General features: G+C 65.1%; 16 protein-coding genes. 9 read left to right on the top strand and 7 right to left on the bottom strand.

Going from position 1 to position 16,963, the window contains the following annotated elements:
* The first annotated feature begins 192 nt into the window (after positions 1-192).
* Complete coding sequence (locus WHX56_RS20230; protein WP_129244432.1) at positions 193-1,320, top strand: branched-chain amino acid ABC transporter substrate-binding protein; 1,128 nt, start codon at positions 193-195, stop codon at positions 1,318-1,320.
* Between the two features lie 224 nt (positions 1,321-1,544).
* On the opposite strand, the gene WHX56_RS20225 is transcribed toward WHX56_RS20230, so the two are convergent.
* The 4 genes from WHX56_RS20225 to ugpB form a co-directional block, all read right to left on the bottom strand.
* Positions 1,545-2,633, bottom strand: coding sequence for a sn-glycerol-3-phosphate import ATP-binding protein UgpC (locus WHX56_RS20225; protein ID WP_129244434.1), 1,089 nt, complete (start codon positions 2,631-2,633; stop codon positions 1,545-1,547).
* A gap of 47 nt (positions 2,634-2,680) precedes the next feature.
* On the bottom strand, positions 2,681-3,532 hold the full coding sequence (ugpE, locus tag WHX56_RS20220; RefSeq protein ID WP_129244436.1) for a sn-glycerol-3-phosphate ABC transporter permease UgpE: 852 nt from the start codon (positions 3,530-3,532) through the stop codon (positions 2,681-2,683).
* 21 nt (positions 3,533-3,553) lie between these two features.
* Positions 3,554-4,435 (bottom strand): sn-glycerol-3-phosphate ABC transporter permease UgpA, encoded by an 882-nt coding sequence (gene ugpA, locus WHX56_RS20215; protein WP_129244438.1) that lies wholly within the window; start codon positions 4,433-4,435, stop codon positions 3,554-3,556.
* Positions 4,436-4,570: 135 nt separating this feature from the next.
* Positions 4,571-5,884 (bottom strand): sn-glycerol-3-phosphate ABC transporter substrate-binding protein UgpB, encoded by a 1,314-nt coding sequence (gene ugpB / locus WHX56_RS20210; protein ID WP_129244440.1) that lies wholly within the window; start codon positions 5,882-5,884, stop codon positions 4,571-4,573.
* A 195-nt stretch (positions 5,885-6,079) separates the two neighbouring features.
* On the opposite strand from ugpB, the gene proC reads away from it, so the two are divergent.
* Both proC and WHX56_RS20200 read left to right on the top strand, forming a co-directional pair.
* Positions 6,080-6,913, top strand: a complete 834-nt coding sequence (proC, locus tag WHX56_RS20205; RefSeq protein ID WP_129244442.1) for a pyrroline-5-carboxylate reductase — start codon at positions 6,080-6,082, stop codon at positions 6,911-6,913.
* A complete protein-coding gene (locus WHX56_RS20200; RefSeq protein WP_129244444.1) occupies positions 6,910-7,464 on the top strand; it encodes a queuosine precursor transporter in 555 nt (184 codons plus the stop codon). The genes proC and WHX56_RS20200 overlap by 4 nt, the downstream gene beginning before the upstream one ends.
* Before the next feature lie 35 nt (positions 7,465-7,499).
* On the opposite strand, the gene WHX56_RS20195 is transcribed toward WHX56_RS20200, so the two are convergent.
* The 3 genes from WHX56_RS20195 to WHX56_RS20185 all read right to left on the bottom strand — a co-directional run bounded on the left by WHX56_RS20195 (position 7,500) and on the right by WHX56_RS20185 (position 10,563).
* Positions 7,500-8,516, bottom strand: coding sequence for a tripartite tricarboxylate transporter substrate binding protein (locus WHX56_RS20195; protein WP_338878798.1), 1,017 nt, complete (start codon positions 8,514-8,516; stop codon positions 7,500-7,502).
* 77 nt (positions 8,517-8,593) lie between these two features.
* Positions 8,594-9,406 carry a citryl-CoA lyase gene (locus tag WHX56_RS20190; RefSeq protein WP_338878797.1) on the bottom strand — a complete coding sequence of 271 codons (813 nt, stop codon included), beginning with the start codon at positions 9,404-9,406 and terminating at the stop codon, positions 8,594-8,596.
* Entirely contained in the window at positions 9,403-10,563 is a 1,161-nt protein-coding gene (locus tag WHX56_RS20185) for a CoA transferase (protein ID WP_338878796.1), read from the bottom strand. The genes WHX56_RS20190 and WHX56_RS20185 overlap by 4 nt, the downstream gene beginning before the upstream one ends.
* Before the next feature lie 116 nt (positions 10,564-10,679).
* On the opposite strand from WHX56_RS20185, the gene WHX56_RS20180 reads away from it, so the two are divergent.
* The 6 genes from WHX56_RS20180 to WHX56_RS20155 all read left to right on the top strand — a co-directional run bounded on the left by WHX56_RS20180 (position 10,680) and on the right by WHX56_RS20155 (position 16,854).
* On the top strand, positions 10,680-11,585 hold the full coding sequence (locus WHX56_RS20180; protein WP_338878795.1) for a LysR substrate-binding domain-containing protein: 906 nt from the start codon (positions 10,680-10,682) through the stop codon (positions 11,583-11,585).
* Between the two features lie 335 nt (positions 11,586-11,920).
* On the top strand, positions 11,921-13,036 hold the full coding sequence (locus WHX56_RS20175; protein WP_129244453.1) for a high-affinity branched-chain amino acid ABC transporter substrate-binding protein: 1,116 nt from the start codon (positions 11,921-11,923) through the stop codon (positions 13,034-13,036).
* 191 nt (positions 13,037-13,227) lie between these two features.
* Entirely contained in the window at positions 13,228-14,154 is a 927-nt protein-coding gene (gene livH, locus WHX56_RS20170) for a high-affinity branched-chain amino acid ABC transporter permease LivH (RefSeq protein ID WP_129244455.1), read from the top strand.
* Positions 14,154-15,389 carry a high-affinity branched-chain amino acid ABC transporter permease LivM gene (locus tag WHX56_RS20165; protein ID WP_165360287.1) on the top strand — a complete coding sequence of 412 codons (1,236 nt, stop codon included), beginning with the start codon at positions 14,154-14,156 and terminating at the stop codon, positions 15,387-15,389. The genes livH and WHX56_RS20165 overlap by 1 nt, the downstream gene beginning before the upstream one ends.
* Positions 15,386-16,153 carry a high-affinity branched-chain amino acid ABC transporter ATP-binding protein LivG gene (livG, locus tag WHX56_RS20160; RefSeq protein ID WP_129244459.1) on the top strand — a complete coding sequence of 256 codons (768 nt, stop codon included), beginning with the start codon at positions 15,386-15,388 and terminating at the stop codon, positions 16,151-16,153. Before WHX56_RS20165 ends, livG begins: the two co-directional genes overlap by 4 nt.
* On the top strand, positions 16,153-16,854 hold the full coding sequence (locus tag WHX56_RS20155) for an ABC transporter ATP-binding protein (protein WP_287755725.1): 702 nt from the start codon (positions 16,153-16,155) through the stop codon (positions 16,852-16,854). Before livG ends, WHX56_RS20155 begins: the two co-directional genes overlap by 1 nt.
* Positions 16,855-16,963 lie beyond the last annotated feature (109 nt).

The raw sequence follows: 16,963 nt of genomic DNA, 5'->3' as shown, positions 1-16,963 counted from the left end.
ATCCCCCCCGGAAACGGCCCGAAACGCGCTATTTTTCAGTGTATGCTTGCCGTGCAATCGCAATGCAACCGGGCGTGACCAAGGCCGAGCGTCGCCCAATGGACAGTCCAGCAGGCGCGCCGAGCCTGGAAATGATCCGGCGTCCGCTCCGGTGCACAAACTAACGATTACAAATCATTAGAGGAGTCCAACATGAAGCCAGTATTTCGTCTGACCCCGGTCATCGCCGCTCTCGGCGTCGCCGCAGGTTTGGCGTTTGCCGCGGGAGCGCAGGCGCAAACCATCAAGATCGGCGTCGTCGGCCCCACCACCGGCGCGGTCACGCAGTATGGCGATATGGTCCGTGAAGGGGTCGATACCGCGGTCGAGCGCATCAACGCCACCGGCGGCGTCAACGGCAAGAAGCTGGAAACCGTCGTGATCGACGACGGTTGCGAGCCCAAGCAAGGCCCCGTCGCCGCCAACCGCGTCGTCAACAGCAAGATCGGTTTCGTCGTGGGCCACGTGTGCTCGGGCGCCACCATCGCGGCCGCCGACATCTACAACAACGAAGGCGTGGTCATGGTCACCCCGTCGGCCACGTCGCCGGCCCTGACCGACGGCAAGAACTACGAGTTCATCTTCCGCACCATCGGCCGCGACGACCAGCAGGGCCCCGCCGCCGCCAAGTTCGTTCTGGAAAAGATCAAGCCCAAGAAGGCCGCCGTGCTGCACGACAAGCAGTCGTACGGCCAGGGCATCGCCACCGCCGTCAAGAACGACCTGGAGAAGGGCGGCGTGCCCGTCGCGATCTTCGAAGGCATCAACGCCGGCGACAGCGACTATTCGGCCGTCATCACCAAGCTCAAGAGCCAGGGCGTGGACTTCGTCTACTACGGCGGCTACCACCCGGAAATGGGCCTGCTGCTGCGCCAGGCGGCCGAGCAGGGCGTGAAGGCCAAGTGGATGGGTCCGGAAGGCACGGGCAACCCGGACATCAACGCCATCGCCGGCGACGCGGTCGAAGGCATGCTGCTGACGCTGCCGGCCGACTTCACGCAGAACGCGGCCAACGCCGAGATCGTCAAGGCGTTCGAAGCCAAGAAGCGCAATGCCGGCGGCGCCTTCCAGATGACCGCCTACGCGGCCACCCAGGTCATCGCCGACGGCATCAAGGGCGCGGGCACCGACGATCCGACCAAGGTCGCCAAGTACCTGCACGCCAATTCCTTCGATACCCCGATCGGCAAGGTGTCGTGGAACAAGCAGGGCGACCTGACGAACTTCCAGTTCGACGTGTTCACCTGGCACAAGGACGGCTCGAAGACCGTTTATAAGTAAGCGGAGGGTCGGGTGTCGGCGCTGGGCCGGGGGCTCAGTGTCTGACACCCGTACGAGATGTTCTCGCGGGTTGCAGCAGGCGTTCCCGGGTGTCTGACACCCTCGATCATCTTTATTCGCCGGGTGTCTGACACCCGCGGGATGCCCCGGCGGATTGAGGGTCATCTTCTCGGGTGTCAGACACCTTCATCCCCGGCTGTCAGGCACTGGGCCTGGCCCGGCGATTACAACCCCTGCACGCGGCGGCCGGTGTCGGCCTCGAACCAGTGCAGCGGATGGCGGCCGTCCGAGCCCACGTTCACGCGGGCGCCCACCTTGGCCGACGATTCGGACAACTGGCGCGTCGTGCAGCGCACCACCAGCGTGGCCTTGCCGCAACGGCAGTGGACCAGTTGCTCGGAACCCAGCGTTTCCACCATTTCCACTTCCGCCGGCACGCCCTGCGTGTTCAGCAGCATGTGTTCGGGGCGCATGCCCATGATGATCTTGCGGCCGCGGACCTGAGACGGCACCTCCAGCGGCGAGATGTCGAGCGGGGCGCCGTCGGCGCTCTGGACCGTGCCGTCGCCGGCCACGTTCACTTCCATCAGGTTCATGGGAGGCGAGCCGATGAAGCCGGCCACGAAGGTCGAGGCCGGCTTTTCGAACACTTCCATCGGCGTGCCGATCTGCTCGGGCACGCCCTGGTACATGACGATCATGCGGTGTGCCAGGGTCATGGCTTCGACCTGATCGTGCGTCACGTACAGGCTGGTCGTGCCCAGGCGGCGATGCAGCTTCATGATTTCCAGGCGCATCGCCACGCGCAGCTTGGCGTCCAGGTTCGACAGCGGTTCGTCGAACAGGAAGACCTTGGGTTCGCGCACGATGGCGCGGCCCATGGCGACGCGCTGGCGCTGGCCGCCGGACAGCGCGCGGGGGCGGCGGTCCAGCAGGTGGCCGAGTTCCAGGATCTGGGCGGCCGCGTCCACGCGCTTCTTGATCTCGTCCTTGGAGAACTTGCGGATCTTCAAGCCGTAGGCCATGTTCTCGAACACGGTCATGTGCGGGTAGAGCGCGTAGTTCTGGAACACCATCGCGATGTCGCGTTCGGCGGGTTCCAGGGTGTTGACGACCTTGTCGTCGATCAGGATCTCGCCGCTGGTGACGGTTTCCAGGCCGGCGACCATGCGCATCAGCGTGGATTTGCCGCAGCCCGAGGGGCCGACGATGACGATGAATTCACCGTCCTTGACGTCCATGTCGATGCCATGGATGACCGGCACGTTGCCGGCGTAGGTTTTCTTGACTTTGCGGAAGCTGAGAGTAGCCATGTGTTATTCGTGTTCGGAGTCGTGTTCGGGTGGGCGAGGGCGCGAGGTCATTTTTCAGTGTCGACCAGACCCTTGACGAACCATTTCTGCATCAGGATGACCACCAGCGCGGGCGGGATCATCGCGAGCATGGCGGTGGCCATGGTGATGTTCCATTCGGTCACGCTGTCGCCGCCGCTGATCATCCGCTTGATGCCGATGACGACGGGGTACATGTCTTCCTGCGTGGTGACCAGCAGCGGCCACAGGTACTGGTTCCAGCCGTAGATGAACTGGATCACGAACAGCGCGGCGATGCTGGTCTTGGACAGCGGGAGCAGCACGTCGCGGAAAAAGCGCACGGGGCCGGCGCCGTCGATGCGCGCGGCCTCGATCAGTTCGTCCGGCACCGTCAGGAAGAACTGCCGGAACAGGAAGGTGGCCGTGGCCGAGGCGATCAGCGGCAGGGTCAGGCCGGCGTAGCTGTTGAGCAGGCCCAGGTCGGCCACCACTTTGTAGGTGGGAGCGATCCGCACTTCGACCGGCAGCATCAGCGTGACGAAGATCATCCAGAAGAAGAACATCCGGCCGGGGAAGCGGAAGTACACGACCGCGAAGGCCGACAGCAGCGAAATGGCGATCTTGCCGATGGAAATCGCCAGCGCCATGATCAGGCTGACGTACATCATGCGGCCCACCGGGGCGCCCGACGAACCGCCGGACGAGCCGCCGAACAGCGCCTGCATGTAGTTGTCGACGAAATGCTCGCCGGGAATGAGCGACATCGGCGCGGACGCCACTTCCTGCGCGGTCTGGGTGGACGCGACGAAAGTGACGTAGAGCGGAAATGCCACCATCGCCACGCCGCAGAGCAGGATGACGTGGGCCAGAATATCCAGCCAGGGACGGCGTTCAACCATTGTTTGTAGCCTCGGACAAAATCAATACTGCACTTTGCGGTCGACGTAGCGGAACTGCACGACCGTCAAGGCAATCACAATGAACATCAGCACCACCGACTGGGCCGCGGACGAGCCGAGGTCCAGGCCGCGGAAGCCGTCGCTGTACACCTTGTAGACCAGGATCGAGGTCGAGGTGCCGGGACCGCCCTGCGTGGTGGTGTCCACCACGGCGAAAGTGTCGAAGAAGGCGTAGATGATGTTGACCACCAGCAGGAAGAAGGTGGTGGGGGAAAGCAGCGGGAAGACGATGCTCCAGAACCGGCGCGAGGGGCTGGCGCCGTCGATCGCGGCGGCTTCGATGAGCGAGCGCGGAATCGACTGCAGGCCGGCCAGGAAGAACAGGAAGTTGTACGAGATCTGCTTCCACACCGCGGCGATCAGCACCAGCAGCATCGCCTGGTTGCCGTCCAGGCGCGGGTTCCAGTCGACGCCGGCCTGGCGCAGGGCCACGGCCAGGATGCCGACGGAGGGCGAGAACAGGAACAGCCACAGCACGCCGACGACGGCGGGCGCCACGGCGTAGGGCCAGATCAGCAGCGTCTTGTAGAGCCCGGCGCCGCGGATGACGCGGTCGGCCATGACGGCCAGCAGCAAGGACACGCCCAGGCCGACGACCGCCACCAGGATGGAGAACACGGCGGTGACGCGGAAGGAATCCAGGTAGGCCTGTTGCGAGAACAGGTCCATGAAGTTGTCCAGTCCGACGAATTCGGAGGACAGGCCGAAGGCGTCTTCGAGCCGCAGGGATTGCCACATGGCTTGTCCGGCGGGCAGGAAGAAGAAGACCACGGTAATGATGAGCTGCGGCAGGAGCAGCAGATAGGGCAAGGTCTTGTGCCCGAATACGACGCGTTTTTCCATAGGGGGAACCCAAGGTACAGAAAAGCGGCGGTTGGAATCACCGCCGCCTGAAGCCGCCTTCACAAAATACGATAGGCTTAAAGCCCCAAAAGAACCAGGGCCTTAAGCCTTGCGCAAAACTTCGCGGGAAGCGAGTTACTTTACACTTTTCTCGAATTTTTCCAGCAGTTCGTTGCCGCGCTTGACGATGTTCTCGGCGCCGTCCTTGGCGGCGACCTTGCCGGAGACGATGCGCTCGATTTCAGCGTCCTCGATCTCGCGGATCTGCGGCAGGAAGCCCAGGCGCAGGCCGCGGGACTGGGCGGTGGTTTCGACGTTCAATTGCTTGACGCCGACTTCGGTGCCCGGGTTCTTGTCGTAGAAGCCTTCTTTCTTGGTCAGCTCGTAGGCGGCCTTGGTGACGGGCACGTAGCCGGTCTGCTGGTGCCAGCGGGCGGCGATTTCCGGGCTGGCCAGGAACTTGAAGAACGCGGTCACGCCCTTGTAGGTTTCCGGCTTCTTGTTGGCGAAGACCCACAGCGAGGCGCCGCCGATGATGGTGTTCTGCGGCGCGCCCTGCACGTCGGCGTAATAGGGCAGGGTCGAGGTGCCGAATTCGAACTTGGCGTTCTTGGCGATGTTGGCGCGCAGGCCGGACGAGCCGGTGATCATCGCGCACTTGCCGCTGATGAAGAGCGAGTTCGGTTCGTCGCCGCGCCCGCCGTACATGAAGATGCCTTCCTTGCCCAGCTTGGCCAGGTTGTCCAGGTGGCGTACGTGCAGCGGGGTATTGATGGCGATGCGGGCGTCCAGGCCGCCGAAACCGTTGTCCTTGGTGGCGTACGGCACGTTGTGCCAGGCCGAGAACGTTTCCAGTTGGACCCACGACGGCCAGGAGGTCGTGTAGCCGCATTCCTGGCCGGCGGCCTTCAGCTTCTGGCCAGCGGCGGCAAGCTCTTCCCAGGTCTTGGGGGGATTGTCGGCGTCCAGGCCGGCCTTCTTGAAGGCGTCCTTGTTGTAGTAGAACACCACCGTCGAGCTGTTGAACGGCATCGACACCAGCTTGCCGTCGGCCGACGAGTAGTAGCCGGCCACGGCGCCGATGAATTCCTTCGGATCGATCGGGTTGCCGACTTCTTCGGACATCTGCTGCACCGGCTTGATGGCGCCCTTGGCGTACATCATGGTGGCGGTGCCGACCTCGAAGACCTGCAGGATGTCGGGGGCGTTGCCGGCGCGGAACGCGGCGATGCCGGCGTTCATGGATTCACCGTAGTTGCCCTTGTAAACTGCCTTGACCTGGTAATCGGGGTTCTTCTTGTTGAATTCGTCGACAAGGCCGTTCACCCGGTCGCCCAGCGCGCCTTCCATCGAGTGCCAGAACTGGATCTCGGTGGCGGCATGCGCGGAGGCGCCCGCGAAAGCCGCCATGATGGCGGCAAAAGTTAAGGCAATACGGTGGGATCGCATAGTGAGGTTCCTCCAGGTTGGGCGTGTTGCAGCCGGGGTGTCCGGGCGCGGGAAAACACGACACCTTATGAATTGTTTGTGACAAAACCGTGACTTTCACATCAGTCTAAACGCCTGTCAAATTGCGCGTTTTAGGCGCGAACGAACATTTTTCCTTTTTCTCCCCACGGAGACTACCGTTTACAATCGCAGGCTATGAAAAACGAACTTTCGATTGCGTTCATTGGTGGCGGCAATATGGCGGCCGCCCTGGCATCGGGCCTCGCGGGCAAAGTATGCGCCGCCGGGAGCATCCACGTCATTGACATTAACCAGGATGCGCACGCCGCCTGGCAGGCCCGCGGCATGACCACCGCGACGGCCCCGGACGAGGCCCTGGCGCGCGCCCGCGTGTGGGTTTTCGCTGTCAAGCCACAGAACATGAAAGACGTTGTGGCTTCCACGCGTCAGTGGTTGCGCGACGACACATTGGTGGTAAGCGTGGCGGCCGGGATCCGCGCCGATACGTTGGCCGCCTGGCTGGGCACGCCCGAGGCGCCTTTCGGCCGCCTGGTGCGCTGCATGCCCAATACGCCGGCCCTGGTGGGCGCCGGCACGACCGGGCTGGCGGCCCTGGGCGGCGTGAGCGAAGCCGATCGCGAACTCGCGGCCCGGCTGCTGTCCAGCGTGGGCGACGTGGTCTGGGTGGACGGCGACGCCGCGCTCGATGGCGTGACGGCCCTGTCCGGCAGCGGCCCCGCCTATGTCTTCCTGTTCCTGGAGGCGCTGGTCGCCGGCGGCCAGAAGGTCGGCCTGACGGCCGAACAGGCCAAGCGGCTGGCCCTGGGCACGCTGGCCGGCGCCACGCGCCTGGCGGCGGAATCCTCCGAACCGCTGTCCACCCTGCGCGAGCGCGTCACGTCCAAGGGCGGCACCACCGCCGCGGCGCTGGACGCCTTCGGCGCCGCGGGCTTTGCCGGCATCGTGGAAGAGGCCATGGCCGCCGCCGCGCGGCGTTCCCGCGAACTGGCGGAGGAGTTCGGCAAATGAAGGCGGCGGCAAGGGGCTTTCCGCCCATGAGCCGCGCGCAGTTCGGCATCGCCGTGCTGTGCATGCTGCTGGTGGTGGTGGGCTCGAACATCCTGGTCCAGGTGCCCCTGAACGATTGGCTGACCTGGGGTGGGCTGTCGTATCCGGTGGCCTTCCTGGTGACCGACGTGCTGAATCGCCGCTTCGGGCCGGCGGCGGCCCGCCGCGTGGTGTGGTTCGGCTTCGCCGCCGCCCTGGCGGTGTCGGTGTGGGTGGCGTCGCCCCGCATCGCGCTGGCCTCGGGCCTGGCCTACATCTGCGCGCAATTGGTGGACATCCAGGTGTTCGACCGCCTGCGCGACCAGCGCTGGTGGCGCGCGCCGCTGGTGTCGGGCACCCTGGGCGCCGCCCTGGACACCGCGGTCTTCTTCAGCGTGGCCTTCGCCGCCACGGGCACGCCCTGGGTCACCTGGATGCTGGGCGACCTGGCGATCAAGCTGGCGGTCAACGTCAGCATGCTGGCGCCGTTCCGGGCGTTGATGTGGAACCTGGCCAGGCCGGCCAGCGCCTGAGAAAGCAGCCGGCGCCGCGACGGCGCCGGCCCCGCCTAGTTGGCCTGGGCGCCGGATTGCCGGATCAGGTCCGACCACTTGGCCAGTTCGTCCTGCCCGAACTTGTCGATGCCGGCCATGGGCACGTCGCTTTTCTCCAGGCCTTGCGCTTCCAGCTTGGCGACGATGTCCGGATTGGACAGCGCCGCCGCCGCCGATTCGCGCAGGGTTTGCAGGACGGGGGCGGGCGTGGCGGTGGGCGCGTACAGCATGAACCAGGCCTGCAGGTCGAAATCGCCGCCCAGTTGTTCGGCGATGGTCGGCACGTCCGGCGCGGATGCGCTGCGGCGCATGACGGAGGTGCCCAGCGCGCGCAGCTTGCCGGACTTGATGTGCGGCAGTACGGCCAGGGGGTGGTAGAACATGAACTGGGTCTGGCCCGACATGACGTCGGTCAGGGCCTGGCTGCCTTCCTTGTAAGGGATGTGCACCATGGTGCCGCCCAGGCGCGATTTCAGCAGTTCGCCCGCCAGGTGCCCGGAGGTGCCGGTTCCGGCGGAGGCGAAGCTGATGCCGCCGGGCTTGGCGGCGGCGGCCCCCAGGTCCTGTAGCGTGCGTATCGGCGAGCCGGCGCCGACCACCAGCAGCGTCGGCGTGTAGCCGACCAGCGCGACCGGCTTGAAATCGCGCAAGGGGTCGTAGCCCAGTTTGGGATAGAGGGCCTTGTTGATGGCGTGTGTGCCGACCGTGCCCATCACCAGGGTATAGCCGTCGGCCGGGGCGCGCGCGACGAGTTCGGTGCCGATGGAGCCGCCGGCGCCGGCCCGGTTCTCGATGATGACGGGCTGTCCCAGCGACTTGGACATGGCGTCCGCCATCATCCGGGACACGGTATCGGTGGTGGTGCCCGGCCCGAACGGCACGATCATTTTTATCGGACGTTCGGGAAAGGCGGCGGCACGCGCCGGCTGGGCGGCCGCGCCCAGCGCGCAGGCGCCCAGGGCCAGCGCCGCGAGAGCGCGGCGCACGGAACTATTGCGGAAGGCCCGCGGGCAGGCAAAGGTCGGTTGCATTGTGGTTGTCTCCTGTTTTTTAGCGCGGCTTGCGGCCAGCAGCCACGGGGGCGGCGGGCGCGCCGGCGTCGTGGTGCTTAGTGGTCCGATTTTCCGAATCCGGCCGGAACCTTGCCGTCGTATTGCAGTTCGCGGGTGGCCTGGTAGGACAGCGCAAAGCCCGCCGCCTGCTGGAGTTCTTCATTGAGATGCGCGATGAGGCCGGCGGTGCGCGCCAGCAGCGGCACGCCGCGCAGGGCTTGAAGCGGAAATCCGGCGCCCAGCAGCACCGCCGGGATGGCGGCGGACACGTTGAGTTTGAGCGCTTTGCCAAGCACCGCGGGAATCTGGCGTTCCACGGCTTCGGCGATCTGGACGTAGGTCTGGTCCGCGCCACATTCCTGCGCCACCTCGAACAGCCGCGCCACGCGCGGATCGCGGGTCTTGTGCAGGGGATGGCCGTAGCCCGGGATGGCCTTGCCCTCGGCGCGGTAGCGCTTGAGCACGTCGAGCGCAGCGGCGTCCAGGTCCGTTTGCCCTTGCTCGGCGCAATCCTTGATTTCAGCGAACAGCCGGCCGGCCGTTTCCGAGGCGCCCAGGATCACCGAGCCGCAGCCCAGCAGGCCGGCGGCGACCGCGCCCTGCATGGCGTCGGGCGCGGCCGCCAGCGTCATGCGGGCGGCCTGCACGCTGGGCACGAAGCCATGCTCGGCGATGGCGATCAGCGTCGCGTCCAGCACGGCCGTGGCCGCGGCGTCGGGGCGGCGTCCGGTGACCAGCAGGTGAAAGTAGTCGGTAAAGGAAATGCGGCCGATCAGGTCTTTGCACAGGTCTTCGCCGCGCACCACGATCGTGTGCTCGTCGGAGGTGCAGATGGCGCTGCGGGGGATGGTGTTCTTGCCTATTTTCATGACGGGTCCCGGGAGGAAGGATTGCGGCTCGCCAGCGCGGCGCGGATCTGGGCGTTGTGTTCGCCCAGCAGGGGCGGGGGCGTGACCTCGCAGGCGCGCTGGCCGTCGAAGCTGACCGGCGAGCGCACGGTGCGCCAGGGGCCCAGCGTGGGATGGGCGCCTTCGATCTCCAGTTGCAGATGGCGCGCCTGCGGGTCCTGCAGGGCTTCGGCCGTGTCGTACATCGGCGCATGCGGCACGTCCTCGTCCGTCAGGCGCCGGCACCATTGTTCGCGCGTGCGGCCGGCAAAGACGCCATCGAGCACGGCGATCAATTGTTCGTGATGGACGATGCGGCCTTCGCGCGTGGAAAAGCGCGGGTCCTGCAGGATGTCGGGCCGTTCCATGGCATTGGCCAGCCCGCGCCAGAACTTCTCCGGCGAGGACATGTGCAGGGCCAGCTTCTTGCCGTCCGCGCAGGTCAGGGCATAGGACTGGGATACGCTGGGCCGGCTGTACGGGCCCATGACTTCGCCTTCCGAGAAGAAGTGGGTGAAGGCGTCCAGATTGAAATGGCACATCGCCTCCAGCATCGACACTTCGACGCTGCGACCCAGGCCCGTGCGCCCGCGTTCGACCAGGGCGCCGAGGATGCCGTAGGCGGCATAGAAGCCCGTGAGCGAGTCGGCGATGGCCGGCCCCACGACGCGAGGATTGTCCGGGTTCACCAGCAGGTTGAGGAATCCGCTGGCGGCCTGCGCCACGGTGTCGTAGGCCGGCCGCGCGGCGGCCGGGCCGGTCTGGCCGAAGCCGCTGATCGCGCAATACACCAGGCGCGGATTGATGGCGCGCAGCCGCTCCTCGCCCGCGTTCAGGCGCTCGGCGGCGCCGGGCCTGAAATTCTGGATATAGACGTCCGCGTCGCGTATCAGCTCGTCGAACACGCGCGCGTCGTCGGGGTTCTTGGCGTCGAGCTCGATGCTGCGCTTGTTGCGGTTGTAGGTCTGGTAGTGCGGGCTGTACAGCCCGCCCTTGAAAGCCCGGAACGGATCGCCCGCGCCGGGCTGCTCCACCTTGATGACGTCCGCTCCCAGATCGGCCAGCAGCATGCCGGCCGCCGGCCCGGTAATGAACGTTCCCTGTTCGATTACGGTGATGCCATCCAATACCTTGGACATGAATGTTCCTCTTGCGGTTGCTGCGAACTGCAAGACTATCGGCCCCCGACCAAAGATAAAAATGATTAATATATTCGATCATCATTGATGCCATCGATTGATGGGGAGGGCATGGCATGGAACTGCGGCATCTCAGATACTTCATCGCGCTGTCCGGCTCGCTCAATTTCACGCGCGCGGCCGAACGCGTGCACGTCACGCAGTCGACCTTGTCCCACCAGATACGGCAACTGGAAGACGAGATCGGGCAGCGCCTGTTCGAGCGGATCGGCAAGCGCGTGGTGATGACGGAGGCGGGAGAGACCTTCCTGGCCTACGCCCAGCGCGCGCTCAAGGAAATCGACCAGGGGCTGGGCGCGATCAAGCAGGACGTCGCGCTGGTGACCGGCCAGGTCCGCGTCGGCACCACCCATACTTTCAATCTGAACTTCATTCCCGACTGCGTGGCGCAGTTGCTGCAACGCAGTCCCGGGGTGAAAGTCCTGATCGAAGAGCTGCCGGCCGACGCCATCGTCCAGCAACTCGAGGCCGGCAGGCTGGACATCGGCGTGGCGTACCGGCCCGAAGGCGCCAGCGAGCTGCGGTTCGAACCTCTGTTCAACGAGGAACTGGTACTGGTGGTGTCGGCCAGCCATCCGCTGGCCGCCCGTCGGCGCATCCGCATGATCGAACTGCATCGCGAACCGCTGGTGATGCTGCCGGCCGGCTTTTCCACGCGCCGGATACTGGACGAGTGCTTTCAGGCCGCGGGCGCGACGCCCGAGGTCATCGCGGAGATGAATACCATCGCCGCCATGCTGGGCATGGTTGCGCGCATGAACGTGGGCGCCATCGCCGCCGCCAGCGCGATCGCGCCGGACCCGGGGCTGCGCATGATCCCCATGGAGAATCCCACGCCGATGCGCACGCCGGGTCTGTTGTTCAATAACGCGGCGCCGCAGAGCCGGGCCTGCCGCGCGTTTGTCGCGCTGCTGCGCAGGCGCGCCATGGGCCAATCTGCATTATCCGTAAGGCCCGCGTAAGTACTGTATTTGAATGCTTGTTTAAACAGCGTATTAATGCGATCGCGAATAAAAAAACAAGCACAGGTTTTCGCGCGGCGCCAGTGCCTTATTAAGGTCTGTTTGCGATTTCTCCAGTGATTTCACGGGTTTGCGGAGATCATGCGTCACGATTAAAGGCAGTCGTAAAAATATTGGGGATTACACGCAGTGACAGTATGGCGCCTTGCTTCCAGAATACCGGCCACACCGTATTTTTGCCCAAGAAGCCGGCGACGGGCGATACGGATTACGGGGCACCCACCCGATAAGCCGCATCGAACAGAGCCGCTCAAAACCTCGCTGGAGAACTCCGCATGAAGTTTCTGCATCGTCTTACCCCGGTAGCCGTCGCGCTTGGGGCGCTTGCCCTGGCCGGCGCCGTGCACGCAGCCGACACGATCAAAATCGGCATTCCCCAGCCCATGACCGGTCCCAATACGCAGTACGGCGACCAGATCCAGGCTGGCGCGCTGACCGCCATCGAGACCATCAACGCCAAGGGCGGGGTCAAGGGCAAGAAGCTCGAGCCCATCCTCATCGACGACGGCTGCGAACCCAAGCAGGCCGTGCCCGCCGCCAACCGCGTGGTCAACTCCGGCGCCAAGTTCGCCGTGGCCCATGCGTGCTCCGGCGTGACCGTGGCCGCCGTGAAGGTCTATGAAGAAGAAGGCATCGTCGGCATCACCCCGGGCGCCACTTCGCCGCTGGTCACCGACACGATCAAGCCGCATTTCTTCTTCCGCACCATCGGCCGCGACGACCAGCAAGGCCCGTACGCCGCGAACTACATCGCCAAGAGCCTGAAGCCCAAGAAGGTCGCCGTGCTGCACGACAAGCAGACCTACGGTTCGGGAGTGGCCACCCAGGTCAAGGACAGCCTGGCCAAGGAAGGCGTGAACGTCGCGATGTTCGAAGGCATCAACGTCGGCGACAGCGACTACTCGGCCATCATCACCAAGCTGAAGTCGGCCGGCGTGGACCTGGTCTATTTCGGCGGCTACCACCCCGAACTGGGCCTGCTGCTGCGCCAGTCGCGCGAACAGGGCCTGAAGGTCCAGTTCATGGGTCCGGAAGGCACGGCCAACCAGGACCTGGTGGCGATCGCCGGCCCGGCCATCGAAGGCCTGCTGGTCACGCTGCCCGCCGACTTCACCAAGCTGCCCGGCAACGAAGGCATCGTGAAGGCGTTCAAGGACGCCAAGCGCGATCCGGACGGCGCGTTCCAGATGCCGGCGTACGCCGCCGTGCAGATCCTGGCCGACAGCATTACCGCGGTGGGCGAGGATCCCGCCAAGGTGGCCGACTACATGCACAAGACGGCTTTCAACACGGGGATCGGCAAGGTCGAGTACGACGCCAAGGGCGATCTGAAGAACTTCGAATTCGCAGTCTACAAGTGGGACAAGGACGGCAAAAAGACCCAGCTGTAAACTCGCGATCCCGCCGGCGGGTCGCCGGCGTGTAGGGCCTGTCGTCTTCGTCCTGCCGTAATCCGCGTAGCGATGCGCCAAAAGCGCTGTGCGGCCGGCAGGGGCCGGTGGCAGGCCCTTATGAAATACGCCCAGGTTTCCGGCTCCGGGTCTCTCTACCGGAGCCGGAACTATTTGGAGCAAGAGAAATAATGTCTGACCTCATACCCCAACTTACCCAGCAATTCTTCAATGGATTGTCTCTGGGCGCGATCTATGCGTTGATCGCCATCGGCTACACAATGGTCTACGGCATCATCGGTATGATCAACTTCGCCCACGGCGAAATCTACATGATCGGCGCCTATGTCGGCTTGGTCACCCTGACCGCCATCGGCACCAACAGCGGCCTGCCCATGCCGTTCATCATCGCGGCGATGCTGGTCGTGGCCATCGTCGTCACCGGCATCTACGGCTTTTCGGTCGAACGCGTCGCCTACCGTCCCGTGCGGGGCAGTCCGCGCCTGGTGGCGCTGATCTCGGCCATCGGGATGTCGATCTTCCTCCAGAACTGGGTGGCCCTGGGCCAGGGCGCGCGCGACATGGCCGTGCCTTCGCTGGTGTCGGGCGCCTGGACGTTCCACATGGGATCCGAGTTCGACGTGACGGTCCCGTATTCGCGCATCATGATCATCCTGGTCACGGTGACGCTGATGATCGCGCTGACGCTCTTCATCAAGTATTCCCGCATGGGCCGCGCGTCGCGCGCCTGCTCGCAGGACATGCACATGGCGAATCTGCTGGGCATCGACACCAACCGCGTGATCTCGTTCACGTTCGTGATGGGCGCGATCCTGGCGGCGGTGGGCGGCGTGCTGATCGCCATCACCATCGGCAAGCTCAATCCCTTCATCGGCTTCCTGGCGGGCATCAAGGCCTTCACGGCGGCGGTGCTGGGCGGCATCGGCAGCATCCCGGGCGCCATGCTCGGCGGCGTGCTGCTGGGCCTGGCCGAGACCTTCGCGGCCGCCTACATCTCGTCGCAGTACAAGGACATCGTGGCGTTCTCGCTGCTGATCCTGATCCTGCTGTTCCGTCCCACCGGGCTGTTGGGCAAACCTGAGGTGGAAAAAGTCTGATGTCGAACAACAATCTCAAAAACGCCACGATGGCGGCCGTGCTGACGGCGGTCATCGTCACGCCGGTATTCGGCCTGCAACTGATCCGCCAGGGCGCGCGCACCACCATGGAGGCGCACTGGTCGCTGGTGGCGATCGCCGCCGCGGTGGTGTTCGTGTTCCAGTTGCTGCGGCCCTGGATCGCCAAACCGTTCCAGAAACTGAAGACGGGCCTGCCGACCTTGCCGGCGGCGCCCGCCAGGACCCACAAGCCGCTGGCGCTGCTGCTCCTGGCGATCGCGGTGATCTGGCCGTTCTTCGCCGGACGCAGTTCGGTGGACATCGCCACGCTGGTGCTGATCTACGTGATGCTGGGCCTGGGCCTGAACATCGTGGTCGGTTTCGCGGGCCTGCTGGACCTGGGTTTCGTCGGCTTCTATGCCGTGGGCGCCTATACCTACGCCTTGCTGTACCACTGGGGCGGCTGGAGCTTCTGGGAGGCGCTGCCGTTCTCGGGCGCGATGGCGGCGCTGTTCGGCTTCATTCTCGGCTTCCCGGTATTGCGGCTGCGCGGCGACTACCTGGCCATCGTGACGCTGGGCTTCGGCGAAATGATCCGCCTGCTGCTGATCAACCTGAACACGCTGACCGGCGGCCCGGACGGCATTTCCGGCATTCCGAAGCCGACGGTCTTCGGCATGGAAATGACGCGCCGCGCCAGCACGGAAGGGGGCACCACGTTCCATGACTTCATGGGATGGACGTTCCAGAACCAGCACATGGTGGTCTATCTGTACCTGATGGCGCTGCTGCTGGCCCTGGTCACGCTGTTCGTGTCGACGCGCCTGATCCGCATGCCGGTCGGCCGCGCCTGGGAAGCGCTGCGCGAGGACGAGATCGCGTGCCGCTCGCTGGGGCTGAACCCCACGCGCATCAAACTGTCCGCGTTCACGCTGGGCGCCATGTTCGCCGGCTTCGGCGGCGCGTTCTTCGCGGCGCGCCAGGGCATGGTGAACCCCGAGTCGTTCACGTTCATCGAATCCGCGCTGATCCTGGCCATCGTGGTGCTGGGCGGCATGGGCTCGCAGGTGGGCGTGATTCTCGCGGCCGTGCTGCTGACGGTGCTGCCCGAGGTGGCGCGCGAGTTCGCCGAATACCGGATGCTGATGTTCGGCCTGGTGATGGTATTGATGATGATGTGGCGTCCGCAGGGATTGTTGCCCATGAAGCGTCCCCACGTGGAGCTGGCCAAATGAGCGAGGCATTGCTGAAAGTTTCCGGGCTCACCATGCGGTTCGGCGGCCTGCTGGCCGTGGACAGCGTGGCGTTCGAAGTCAAATCCGACGAGGTGTTCGCCATCATCGGCCCCAACGGGGCCGGCAAGACGACCGTGTTCAACTGCGTGGGCGGCTTCTATTCGCCGACCGCGGGCGATATCACCATGGACGGCAAGGCCATCACCGGCCTGCCCAGCCACAAGGTGGCGCGCCACGGGCTGGTGCGCACGTTCCAGAACGTGCGGCTGTTCAAGCAGTTGACCGTGCTGGAGAACCTGCTGGTCGCCCAGCACACCCAGGTGGAGTCGCGGCTCTTGCCGGGCCTGCTCAAGCTCAAGTCGTATCGCCAGTCGGAAGCCGACGCGCTGTCGCGCGCTGCCCAGTGGCTGGATTTCATGGGGCTGCGCGAGTTCGCCAACCGCGAGGCGGGCAACCTGGCCTACGGCCACCAGCGCCGCCTGGAGATCGCGCGCTGCATGATCACCAAGCCGCGCCTGCTGATGCTGGACGAGCCGGCCGCGGGCCTGAATCCCCAGGAAAAGCGCGACCTGCAATCGCTGATCGACCAGTTGCGGCGCGAGTTCGGCGTCGCGGTCCTGCTGATCGAGCACGACATGAGCCTGATCATGGGCATTTCCGACCGCATCCTCGTCATGGAACACGGCAAGCCCATCACTACCGGCACCCCCGAGCAGGTGCGCAACGACGAGCGCGTCATCAAGGCGTACCTGGGGGAGGAATGATGCTTAAGCTGGAAAACATACATACCTACTACGGCGCCATCCAGGCGCTGAACGGGGTGTCGGTGGAAGTCAACCAGGGCGAGATCGTCACGCTGATCGGCGCCAACGGCGCGGGCAAGACGACGCTGCTGATGACGGTTTGCGGCAACCCCCGGGCGAAGGTGGGCACGATCACGTTCGAGGGCGAGGACATCACCCACAAGGACACGCACCACATCATGCGCAGCGGCATCGCCATTTCGCCCGAAGGGCGGCGGGTCTTCAAGGACCTGACGGTGGCCGAGAACCTGAAGATGGGGGGCTTCTTCTCGAACCGCGACGAGATCCAGGCGGGCATCGACCACGTCTACGGCCTGTTCCCGCGCCTGAAGGAACGCGCCAGCCAGCGCGCCGGCCTGATGTCGGGCGGCGAGCAGCAGATGCTGGCGATCGGCCGCGCGCTGATGACGCGTCCGCGCCTGCTGCTGCTGGATGAACCGACGCTGGGCCTGGCCCCGCTGGTGATCGCGCAGATCTTCGACATCATCCGCGAAATCCGCGAGCAGGGCGTGACGGTGTTCCTGGTGGAGCAGAACGCGAACAAGGCGCTGGGCGTGGCCGACCGCGGCTACGTGCTGGAAAACGGCCGCGTCGTGTTGCAGGACACCGGGGCCAATTTGCTGGTCAACGACCAGGTGCGCAAGGCGTACCTGGGAGGTTGATGTTGGCCGGACGTGGCGCTTGCCAGTGTCTGACACCCTTTGGTACGCCGGCTCAGGTTGAAGGGCGGCTACCCAGGGTGTCAGACACCTCGCATGAGGCGGCATCTGC

Origin of the sequence: Achromobacter veterisilvae (genome assembly GCF_037619525.1) — a bacterium.
Lineage (GTDB): Bacteria > Pseudomonadota > Gammaproteobacteria > Burkholderiales > Burkholderiaceae_B > Achromobacter > Achromobacter veterisilvae.
This window is presented reverse-complemented; position numbering and strand designations above follow the sequence as displayed.